The sequence below is a fragment of the Streptococcus sp. 3109 genome (assembly GCF_013276905.1).
In the GTDB taxonomy this organism is placed as follows: Bacteria; Bacillota; Bacilli; order Lactobacillales; family Streptococcaceae; genus Streptococcus.
In genome coordinates this window covers 199666-209606 of record NZ_VMLY01000007.1, presented here as the reverse complement: position 1 = coordinate 209606, position 9941 = coordinate 199666, and the positions used below count along the sequence as shown (strand labels likewise).

The 9941-nt window shown below is 39.6% G+C and carries 7 protein-coding genes and 8 tRNA genes; 13 read left to right on the top strand and 2 right to left on the bottom strand.

Annotation, left to right across the window (positions count from 1 at the left end; all coding sequences use genetic code 11):
- Positions 1 to 20: 20 nt before the first annotated feature.
- The 8 genes from HT698_RS05360 to HT698_RS05325 all read left to right on the top strand — a co-directional run bounded on the left by HT698_RS05360 (position 21) and on the right by HT698_RS05325 (position 734).
- Positions 21 to 94: transfer RNA gene (locus HT698_RS05360), tRNA-Met, on the top strand.
- A gap of 13 nt (positions 95 to 107) precedes the next feature.
- A tRNA-Ile gene (locus HT698_RS05355) sits at positions 108 to 181 on the top strand.
- Positions 182 to 191: 10 nt separating this feature from the next.
- Positions 192 to 281: transfer RNA gene (locus HT698_RS05350), tRNA-Ser, on the top strand.
- A gap of 10 nt (positions 282 to 291) precedes the next feature.
- Positions 292 to 365 (top strand) — tRNA-Met (locus HT698_RS05345).
- Positions 366 to 368: 3 nt separating this feature from the next.
- Positions 369 to 441 (top strand) — tRNA-Phe (locus HT698_RS05340).
- A gap of 19 nt (positions 442 to 460) precedes the next feature.
- Positions 461 to 531 (top strand) — tRNA-Gly (locus HT698_RS05335).
- 35 nt (positions 532 to 566) lie between these two features.
- Positions 567 to 640: transfer RNA gene (locus HT698_RS05330), tRNA-Ile, on the top strand.
- Positions 641 to 646: 6 nt separating this feature from the next.
- Positions 647 to 734 (top strand) — tRNA-Ser (locus tag HT698_RS05325).
- 125 nt (positions 735 to 859) lie between these two features.
- Here HT698_RS05325 and birA read toward each other — a convergent pair.
- Both birA and HT698_RS05315 read right to left on the bottom strand, forming a co-directional pair.
- Entirely contained in the window at positions 860 to 1795 is a 936-nt protein-coding gene (gene birA, locus HT698_RS05320) for a bifunctional biotin--[acetyl-CoA-carboxylase] ligase/biotin operon repressor BirA (protein ID WP_164227023.1), read from the bottom strand.
- Positions 1792 to 2652, bottom strand: coding sequence for an AraC family transcriptional regulator (locus HT698_RS05315; RefSeq protein ID WP_173218727.1), 861 nt, complete (start codon positions 2650 to 2652; stop codon positions 1792 to 1794). The genes birA and HT698_RS05315 overlap by 4 nt, the downstream gene beginning before the upstream one ends.
- A 107-nt stretch (positions 2653 to 2759) precedes the next feature.
- Between HT698_RS05315 and HT698_RS05310 the strand changes: the two genes are divergently transcribed.
- The 5 genes from HT698_RS05310 to gtfA all read left to right on the top strand — a co-directional run bounded on the left by HT698_RS05310 (position 2760) and on the right by gtfA (position 9745).
- Positions 2760 to 4922 carry an alpha-galactosidase gene (locus tag HT698_RS05310; RefSeq protein WP_173218725.1) on the top strand — a complete coding sequence of 721 codons (2163 nt, stop codon included), beginning with the start codon at positions 2760 to 2762 and terminating at the stop codon, positions 4920 to 4922.
- A gap of 34 nt (positions 4923 to 4956) precedes the next feature.
- Positions 4957 to 6216, top strand: coding sequence for an extracellular solute-binding protein (locus tag HT698_RS05305; protein ID WP_173218723.1), 1260 nt, complete (start codon positions 4957 to 4959; stop codon positions 6214 to 6216).
- Positions 6217 to 6229: 13 nt separating this feature from the next.
- Entirely contained in the window at positions 6230 to 7096 is an 867-nt protein-coding gene (locus HT698_RS05300) for a sugar ABC transporter permease (protein WP_173218721.1), read from the top strand.
- Positions 7097 to 7109: 13 nt separating this feature from the next.
- Positions 7110 to 7943 carry a carbohydrate ABC transporter permease gene (locus tag HT698_RS05295; protein WP_075213618.1) on the top strand — a complete coding sequence of 278 codons (834 nt, stop codon included), beginning with the start codon at positions 7110 to 7112 and terminating at the stop codon, positions 7941 to 7943.
- 359 nt (positions 7944 to 8302) lie between these two features.
- A complete protein-coding gene (gene gtfA, locus HT698_RS05290) occupies positions 8303 to 9745 on the top strand; it encodes a sucrose phosphorylase (protein ID WP_173219702.1) in 1443 nt (480 codons plus the stop codon).
- The last annotated feature ends 196 nt before the right edge of the window (positions 9746 to 9941 follow it).

Here is a 9941-nt window from a genome sequence, read left to right as displayed (position 1 = left end):
ATCCTGTCTTCCCGATACATGGCGGTGTAGCTCAGCTGGCTAGAGCGTCCGGTTCATACCCGGGAGGTCGGGGGTTCGATCCCCTTCGCCGCTATAATGATCTTGTCGGACCTTTAGCTCAGCTGGTTAGAGCTCTCGGCTCATAACCGAGTGGTCGTAGGTTCAAGTCCTACAAGGTCCATTTGAATATTGGAGGATTACCCAAGTCCGGCTGAAGGGAACGGTCTTGAAAACCGTCAGGCGTGTAAAAGCGTGCGTGGGTTCGAATCCCACATCCTCCTTTTATATTAACGCGGGATGGAGCAGCTCGGTAGCTCGTCGGGCTCATAACCCGAAGGTCGTAGGTTCAAATCCTGCTCCCGCAATAAGGCTCGGTAGCTCAGTTGGTAGAGCAATGGATTGAAGCTCCATGTGTCGGCGGTTCGATTCCGTCTCGCGCCATTTAATTGATAGTATTTATGCGGGTGTAGTTTAGTGGTAAAACTACAGCCTTCCAAGCTGTTGTCGCGAGTTCGATTCTCGTCACCCGCTTTGAACTTTGTTCAAATTACCAAGTTTTTTAACTTGGGCGCGTAGCTCAGGTGGTTAGAGCGCACGCCTGATAAGCGTGAGGTCGGTGGTTCGAGTCCACTCGTGCCCATTAATTGGAGAATTACTCAAGAGGCTGAAGAGGACGGTTTGCTAAATCGTTAGGTCGGGTAACTGGCGCAAGGGTTCGAATCCCTTATTCTCCGTTTTAATGAGAGTTTGTAACTCTCTTTTTTATTTTTAGAGACAATAAAACTTCAGATCTGTAAAACTTAATTGAATTACTAATCTGAAGTTATTTTTATATCGTTTATATTATAATTGTGTTATTTCACTTCCAACTCTTGAGTGAAATTTCTCCGCTATTGAGCCAGATTTCTTTTCCGTTATCACATTGCACCAAAAGTTTTCCACTTTCAGAGATGTCTTTAGCAAGTCCCTTGTAGTCTTTTTGCTCTAGTGTGAAAGTGACTTCTTTTCCAAGAACGAATGACTGTTTTTTATATAGGTATAATAGCTCTTCTGCTGGTGTTTCGAAGAAAGCACGCCATATTTCGATAATTAATTCATTTCTTGTTATTAGAGCTGTAGTTTTAAATAAGCTAGAAGCTTTTTCTTTTAATTCTTGTGGGAAGTCTTTAATAGTAAAGTTGATTCCTACTCCAATAATGATATCTGTGACTAAGCCTGTTTCTACAGATGTCATTGCTTCAGTGAGAATTCCTCCAATTTTATGATTGTTTAGATAGATATCATTGACCCATTTTATGTCGATATCTATTAAAGTTAGGTTCTTAATGGCTTTGTAGATAGCTCCAGCTACAAGTAGTGTGTAGGATGGTAATTTGTCATAGGGGAGATTTGGTTTGAGATGGAGTGTCATATAAATGCCACCTTGTGGTGAGTAGAAGGAACGTTGAAAACGGCCTCGGCCTGCTGTTTGATAGGAAGCTAGATATAGGGTATTTGCTTCATGGCCTAAATCAATTGCTTCTTTTGCATCTAGTTGTGTTGATTTTGTTTCGGGTTTAAAGCTGACTTTAATTGGAAGATTTTCTTCTAGAAGTTCTGGAAGAATAAGGTCTCCATTCATCAATTTATAGCCTTTGTTTTTGATACTATCAATTTCAATGCCTTCTTGTTCTAGCCGCTTGATGGCTTTCCAAATTGATGTTCGGGTCAGTGATAGTTCTTCTGCAATTTTTTCTCCGCTGATATAATCGGTTTCTTTTGCTAGAATTTGGTAGACAGCTTGGTAGGATTTCATAGTGTTTCCTTTCTCACTAGTTGGTATTGAGAGTATTCTTTTCTTGTATGACTTGGAGTCTGATTAAAATATTGTTTATAAGCTTTCGAAAAATGGAGTGGATCTGAAAAACCTACCGAGTATGCAATTACCTTGATGGACTCTTGGGTATTTTCGAGAAGTTGTTTAGCTCGGTGCATTCGAACGTAGAGTAGGTATTCTTTGGGGGATAAGGTGTTAAATTCTTTGAATACACTTGATAAGTAGCTTCTGTGAACAGATAGCTCTTTTGCTAAATCTTGAATTGTAAGTGATTGAGGATAGTGGCTATCAATTAATCTTTTGCATTCAAGATAGAGTTGGTGGGTCGATGAAATATTCTTTTTCTTCTGATTGGGAGCAATATTTCCCAGATGAAACATCAGTTCATGGAGTTGTCCCATGATATGGAGTTGAGCTAATTCATTTGATTTGGTAATCTGAGCGAAGCGGACAATGTCTGAGATGAGTTTTGCAGTGGTCTGGGTATGACAAGTTTCAGATTGGACGAGATAGGATTGGTCAGAAATTTGAGAAAGAGCAAAATAATCAGGAGCTTTCCCTCCAGTGATTCCTAACCAGTAGTAGGCCCAAGGTTCTTTACTATCTGCTTGATAAAAGGTTAGTTCATCTGGTTTTAATAGAAAGAAATCTCCTTCTTTTAAATCAACAATTTTACCATTGTAATGAAATTTTCCTTGTCCTTTACTAATGTAATGTAGAACGTATGTATCACGAATGGCTGGACCAAAAGAGTAATTAGGTGTGCATTCCTCATATCCATAAAAGCTTAGGGAAAGGTCGATTGTTCCAGTCTGGTATTCTGAAAAAACTAACATGTGCTACCTCCTACCTAACATTTTACCATATTCTTGAGACATTTTTCTATTTTGGAAAGCGATTTCAGATGATAAAATAGAATCATTAAAGTGATGAGGTGAAGTAAATGGGAGTTAGGATAGAGAATAATCTATTTTATGTTGAGAGTAAAAATTTAAGTTTGATTATTGAAAATCGAAATGGGTACTTACTTTTGAAACATTTAGGAAAGACTATTAAGAACTATAAAGGTTCCAATAGTGTTTATGAACGAGACCATGCCTTTTCAGGAAATCCAACGGCTCATAATCGAACCTTTAGTTTAGATACTCAGCGTCAAATTTTTGGACAACATGGCTTAGGAGATTTTAGGAAACCAACTATACAGGTTCAGCACGATGCAACTGAGGTAACAGATTTTCGTTTTATAGAAGCAAAGATTTTAAAAGATCAAAATGGTCCACAGGGTTTACCTTCCCCACATAGCATGGATGGTACAGAGACTCTTGCCTTGATTTTAGAAGATTCTAAGGCTCAACTTAGTCTGACTTTATATTATACTGCTTTTGATAATGATGCGACAATTGCTAGCTACAGTAAATTGGAGAATAAGAGTAATCAGGAAGTTATCATCCATAAGGACTTTTCTTTTATGGCTGATGTTCCAGCTGCAGATTACGAAATCGTAACTTTTCAGGGAGCTTATGCTCGTGAAAAGACTGTTAGACGTCAACAGGTAGAACAAGGAATCTTTTCGATTAGTTCGAACCGTGGGGCTTCTGGGCATGCTCAAACACCAGGTCTTCTACTATGTGATCAAGGAGTCACAGAGGATGCTGGGAATGTGTTTGCTATTCAACTAATGTATAGTGGAAACTTTGAAGCTTTTGTTCAAAAGAATCAATTGAATGAAGTTCGGCTGGCTATTGGGATTAATCCGGAAAACTTTTCTTGGAAGTTAGACCCTGAGGAATACTTCGAAACACCGGTAGCTTTAATGACCTATTCAGATAAGGGATTAACTGGTATTAGTCATGAAAGTCAGAATTTTGTACTGAAGCACATTATGCCAAGTAAATTTTCTACAAAAGAACGCCCAATTCTAATCAATAACTGGGAAGCTACTTACTTTGACTTTCAGAGAGAAAAACTGTTAGAGCTAGCTGATGAAGCTAAGAAAGTTGGTATTGAACTTTTTGTATTAGATGATGGGTGGTTTGGTAATCGCTTTGATGATAATCGGGCTTTAGGTGATTGGGTTGTTAATGAGGAAAAACTGGGTGGAAGTCTTGAAAGTCTGATTTCAGCTATCCACGAAAGAGGTTTGCAGTTTGGGCTTTGGTTAGAACCTGAAATGATTTCTGTAGATAGCGATTTGTATCGTAAACATCCTGACTGGGCTATTCAGATTTCAGGATATGAGCATACCTATTCTAGAAATCAATTAGTACTTAATCTTGCCAATCCTCAGGTAGTAGAATACTTGAAAAATGTCTTAGATCAACTCCTATCTTATCATGCGATTGATTACATTAAATGGGATATGAATCGTAATATGACTAACCTGGGGAATGGATCGAACTATCTAGAGACACAGATGCAATCTCATCAGTACATGCTGGGGCTTTACGAACTCGTTTCTTATCTGACAGAGAAGCACAGCCATATTCTCTTTGAGTCCTGCTCTGGTGGCGGTGGACGAAATGATCTTGGTATGATGCGTTATTTCCCACAAGTCTGGGCTAGTGATAATACTGATGCTATTGCACGTTTACCAATTCAATACGGTTCATCCTATCTCTATCCAACCATTTCTATGGGGGCTCATGTTTCAGCAGTACCGAATCATCAGATGAGACGAACGACACCATTAGAAACACGTGGCCATGTAGCAATGATGGGAAATTTGGGCTATGAGCTTGATTTGACAAGTTTATCCGATGAAGAGAAAGCTGAGATTGCTAATCAGGTGAACTTGTATAAAGAATTACGACCAGTAGTTCAGTTAGGACAACAGTATAGACTCATTAACCCTGATACTGAATCCAATGAAGCAGCTGTACAATTTAATTACAAAAATCAAACGATTGTAACCTACGTTCGCGTTTTATCAGTTGTAGAGACCATGGAAACAACTTTAAAGTTAAAAGATTTGGTTGAAGAGGGACTGTATGAATTGCAGGAAAATGGAGTAGTTTACTCAGGTGCAGAACTCATGTATGCAGGTTTAACTGTTATCTTATCTCAAGGAGATTTTTTGAGTAAACAGTATATTTTTAAAAGACTATAATAAAAGTGTATAAATTTATAAAGGAGGCTTTCCAATGAAATGGTATAAAAAAATCGGACTTCTTGCAACTACAGGTTTAGCTTTGTTTGGGCTCGGCGCTTGCTCCAACTATGGTAAATCTGCGGATGGCACAGTGACCATCGAGTATTTCAACCAGAAAAAAGAAATGACCAAAACCTTGGAAGAAATCGCTCGTGATTTTGAGAAGGAAAACCCTAAGATCAAGGTCAAAGTCGTCAATGTACCAAATGCTGGTGAAGTATTGAAGACACGTGTTCTAGCAGGAGATGTGCCTGATGTGGTCAATATTTACCCACAGTCCATCGAACTGCAAGAATGGGCAAAAGCAGGTGTCTTTGAAGATTTGAGCAACAAAGACTACCTGAAACGCGTGAAAAATGGCTACGCTGAAAAATATGCTGTAAACGAAAAAGTTTACAACGTTCCTTTTACAGCTAATGCTTATGGAATTTACTACAACAAAGATAAATTCGAAGAGCTGGGCTTGAAGGTTCCTGAAACCTGGGATGAATTTGAACAGTTAGTCAAAGACATCGTTACTAAAGGACAAACACCATTTGGAATTGCAGGTGCAGATGCTTGGACACTCAATGGTTACAATCAATTAGCCTTTGCGACAGCAACAGGTGGAGGAAAAGAAGCCAATCAATACCTTCGTTATTCTCAACCAAATGCCATTAAATTGTCGGATTCGATTATGAAAGATGACATCAAGGTCATGGACATCCTTCGCATCAATGGCTCTAAGCAAAAGAACTGGGAAGGTGCTGGCTATACCGATGTTATCAGAGCCTTCGCACGTGGGGATGTCCTCATGACACCAAATGGGTCTTGGGCGATCACAGCGATTAATGAACAAAAACCGAACTTTAAGATTGGGACCTTCATGATTCCAGGAAAAGAAAAAGGACAAAGCTTAACCGTTGGTGCGGGAGACTTGGCATGGTCTATCTCAGCCGCCACCAAACATCCAAAAGAAGCCAATGCCTTTGTGGAATATATGACCCGTCCAGAGGTTATGCAAAAATACTACGATGTGGACGGATCTCCAACAGCGATCGAAGGGGTCAAACAAGCAGGAGAAGATTCACCGCTTGCTGGTATGACCGAATATGCCTTTACTGATCGTCACTTGGTCTGGTTGCAACAATACTGGACCAGTGAATCAGACTTCCATACCTTGACCATGAACTATGTCTTGACCGGTGATAAACAAGGCATGGTCAATGATTTGAATGCCTTCTTTAACCCGATGAAAGCGGATGTGGATTAGGAGTAGAGAGACTATGAAAAAAGTATTACAAAAATATTGGGCATGGGCTTTTGTGGTCATCCCTCTCTTGTTACAAGCAATTTTCTTCTATGTGCCGATGTTTCAAGGAGCCTTTTACAGTTTTACTAACTGGACAGGATTGACTTATAACTACAAATTTGTCGGCTTAAACAACTTTAAGCTCCTCTTCATGGATCCAAAATTCATGAATGCGATTGGCTTTACCGCAATCATTACGATTGCCATGGTGGTTGGTGAGATTGCACTCGGGATCTTCATTGCGCGTGTCTTGAACTCTAAAATCAAAGCCCAAACCTTCTTCCGTGCTTGGTTCTTCTTCCCAGCTGTTTTGTCTGGTTTGACAGTGGCTTTGATCTTCAAGCAAGTCTTCAACTACGGTCTTCCAGCGATTGGGCATGCCCTTCATATTGAATTTTTCCAAACCAGTCTTTTAGGGACTAAGTGGGGAGCGATCTTTGCGGCTGTCTTTGTCCTTCTTTGGCAAGGGGTGGCTATGCCCATCATCATCTTCCTAGCTGGTTTGCAATCTATTCCAACTGAGATTACAGAGGCAGCAAGGATTGATGGCGCGACTAGCAAGCAAGTTTTCTGGAACATTGAATTGCCTTACTTGCTACCAAGTGTCTCTATGGTCTTTATCCTATCCCTAAAAGGTGGGCTGACTGCCTTTGACCAAGTCTTTGCCATGACCGGTGGTGGTCCAAACAATGCCACAACCTCACTTGGGCTTTTGGTTTATAACTATGCCTTTAAAAACAACCAATTCGGTTATGCCAATGCCATTGCCGTAATCTTGTTCTTCTTAATTGTAGTGATTTCGATCATCCAATTGAGAGTATCTAAGAAATTTGAAATTTAAGAGGAGAAGCATGATGAAACAAGATGAAAGAAAAGACCTGATTGGCAAATACATTCTATTGATTCTAGGATCGGTTCTGATTTTAGTGCCGCTCCTTGCTACCCTCTTTAGTTCCTTCAAACCCACTAAGGATATTGTAGACAATTTCTTTGGCTTTCCAACCAACTTCACATGGGACAACTTTAGCCGTCTCTTAGCTGATGGGATCGGAGGCTATTATTGGAACTCTGTCGTCATCACTGTCTTGTCTTTACTTGCAGTAATGATCTTTATTCCTATGGCAGCCTACTCCATCGCTCGCAATATGAGTAAAAGAAAAGCCTTTACCATCATGTATACCCTCTTAATCCTCGGAATCTTCGTACCTTTCCAAGTCATCATGATTCCGATTACGGTTATGATGAGTAAACTCGGTTTGGCTAATACCTTTGGTTTGATCTTGCTCTACTTGACCTATGCGATTCCACAGACCCTCTTTCTCTATGTTGGCTATATCAAAATCTCGATCCCAGAAAGTCTGGATGAAGCAGCAGAGATCGATGGGGCTAATAAATTTACAACCTATTTCCGCATCATCTTCCCAATGATGAAACCGATGCATGCGACAACCATGATCATCAATGCCCTTTGGTTCTGGAATGACTTCATGTTGCCACTCCTTGTCTTGAACCGGGATTCAAAAATGTGGACTCTGCCTTTGTTCCAATACAACTACGCAGGCCAATATTTCAACGACTACGGACCAAGCTTTGCCTCATACGTTGTCGGCATTATCAGTATCACCATTGTCTATCTCTTCTTCCAACGCCATATCATCGCAGGAATGAGCAACGGAGCAGTGAAGTAAGAAGAGACTAGAGAAGCTATAATTTCTGACACAGAGGAAGGGTTCAGCTTGTTGATAATTCTATGTAGAAAACAAGAAAGTAGTACTTAGTTTATCACAGTCTATATTTAGTACGAGTTTGATGATAAACAGAGATTTAATACTCAATGAAAATCAAAGAGCAAACTAGGAAGCTAGCCGCAGGTTGCTCAAAACACTGTTTTGAGGTTGTGGATAGAACTGACGAAGTCAGTATCATATACCTACGGCAAGGCGAAGCTGACGTGGTTTGAAGAGATTTTCGAAGAGTATAACATGAATTTGATTTACGAAGCCAGGTCATATGAGACTTGGCTTCAATTAGAAAAAGGAGAGTAATGATGCCAATTCAGAATAAAACTATGTTGATTACCTATTCAGATAGTCTGGGAAATAATCTTAAAGACTTATATGAGAATTTGGAAGAGCATTTTGGAGATGCTATTGGGGGAGTTCATCTTCTACCATTTTTCCCATCAACAGGTGATCGTGGATTTGCACCAGTTGACTACGACGAAGTGGACTCAGCTTTTGGTGATTGGGAGGATGTTAAGCGTTTAGGTGAGAAATATTATCTTATGTTTGACTTTATGATTAACCATATTTCTCGTCAATCCAAGTATTATAAGGACTATCAAGAAAAACATGAAGCCAGTGAATTTAAGGATCTTTTTTTAAACTGGGATAAGTTTTGGCCAGAAAACCGTCCGACACAGGCTGATGTAGACTTAATTTACAAGCGTAAGGATCGTGCACCAAAGCAAGAGATTGTTTTTGAAGATGGTTCAGTGGAACATTTGTGGAATACCTTTGGTGAGGAGCAAATTGATCTTGATGTGACCAAAGAAGTAACGATGGAATTTATCCATAAGACGATTCAGCACTTGGCAAGTAATGGGTGTGATTTGATTCGCTTAGATGCCTTTGCTTATGCAGTGAAGAAATTGGATACTAATGATTTCTTTGTAGAACCAGATATTTGGGATTTATTGGACAAAGTTCGAGATATCGCTGCTGAGTATGGGACAGAGCTCTTACCTGAGATTCATGAACATTATTCGATTCAGTTTAAAATAGCGGATCACGATTACTATGTTTATGATTTTGCTCTTCCAATGGTGACACTTTATACTCTTTACAGTTCCAGAACAGAGCGTTTGGCTAAGTGGTTAAAGATGAGCCCAATGAAGCAATTTACGACGCTAGACACCCATGATGGGATTGGAGTGGTGGATGTCAAGGATATCCTGACTGACGAGGAAATCGACTATGCTTCAAATGAGCTCTATAAGGTTGGAGCTAATGTCAAACGTAAGTACTCTAGTGCCGAGTATAACAATTTAGATATCTACCAAATCAATTCAACTTACTATTCTGCGCTTGGAGATGATGATGTTAAGTATTTTCTCGCTCGTCTAATTCAAGCTTTTGCCCCAGGTATTCCTCAGGTTTACTATGTAGGTCTATTAGCAGGCAAGAATGATTTGAAATTATTGGAAGAAACTAAAGAAGGTCGAAATATTAATCGTCATTACTATAGCAATGAGGAAATAGCAGAAGAAGTCCAACGTCCTGTAGTGAAGGCTCTTCTCAATCTATTTTCTTTCCGTAATCGTTCAGAAGCATTTGATTTAGAAGGAACTATTGACGTTGAAACACCAACAGCTCACAGCATTGTAATCAAACGTCAAAATAAAGATAAGTCCGTAACAGCAGTAGCAGAAATTGATTTGCAAAATCAGACTTATCGGGTAATTGAGAATGGAGTTGAAGTAACATTTTGAAGCCTTGATATGGTTGATAAAATAGGGTTTTTGCTAAATTCGCAAACTAACTTCCACCGCTAATCCAAGTGGAAGTTAGTCTGATAAAAATCGTAAAAACCAGTGGAAATCCGTGTCAGGGTAACTTCCACTGGTTTTAAACATGCTTGATTTTATTGCTTTTGTAGCCAAAATGAATCGAAAAAAAGAGCGCACA

Excerpts from the sequence above, each read along its gene's own strand:
- birA (WP_164227023.1), bottom strand. The coding sequence starts at position 1,795 with ATGAAATCCTACCAAGCTGTCTACCAAATTCTAGCAAAAGAAACCGAT.
- HT698_RS05315 (WP_173218727.1), bottom strand. The coding sequence starts at position 2,652 with ATGTTAGTTTTTTCAGAATACCAGACTGGAACAATCGACCTTTCCCTA.
- HT698_RS05310 (WP_173218725.1), top strand. The coding sequence starts at position 2,760 with ATGGGAGTTAGGATAGAGAATAATCTATTTTATGTTGAGAGTAAAAAT.
- HT698_RS05305 (WP_173218723.1), top strand. The coding sequence starts at position 4,957 with ATGAAATGGTATAAAAAAATCGGACTTCTTGCAACTACAGGTTTAGCT.
- HT698_RS05300 (WP_173218721.1), top strand. The coding sequence starts at position 6,230 with ATGAAAAAAGTATTACAAAAATATTGGGCATGGGCTTTTGTGGTCATC.
- HT698_RS05295 (WP_075213618.1), top strand. The coding sequence starts at position 7,110 with ATGAAACAAGATGAAAGAAAAGACCTGATTGGCAAATACATTCTATTG.
- gtfA (WP_173219702.1), top strand. The coding sequence starts at position 8,303 with ATGCCAATTCAGAATAAAACTATGTTGATTACCTATTCAGATAGTCTG.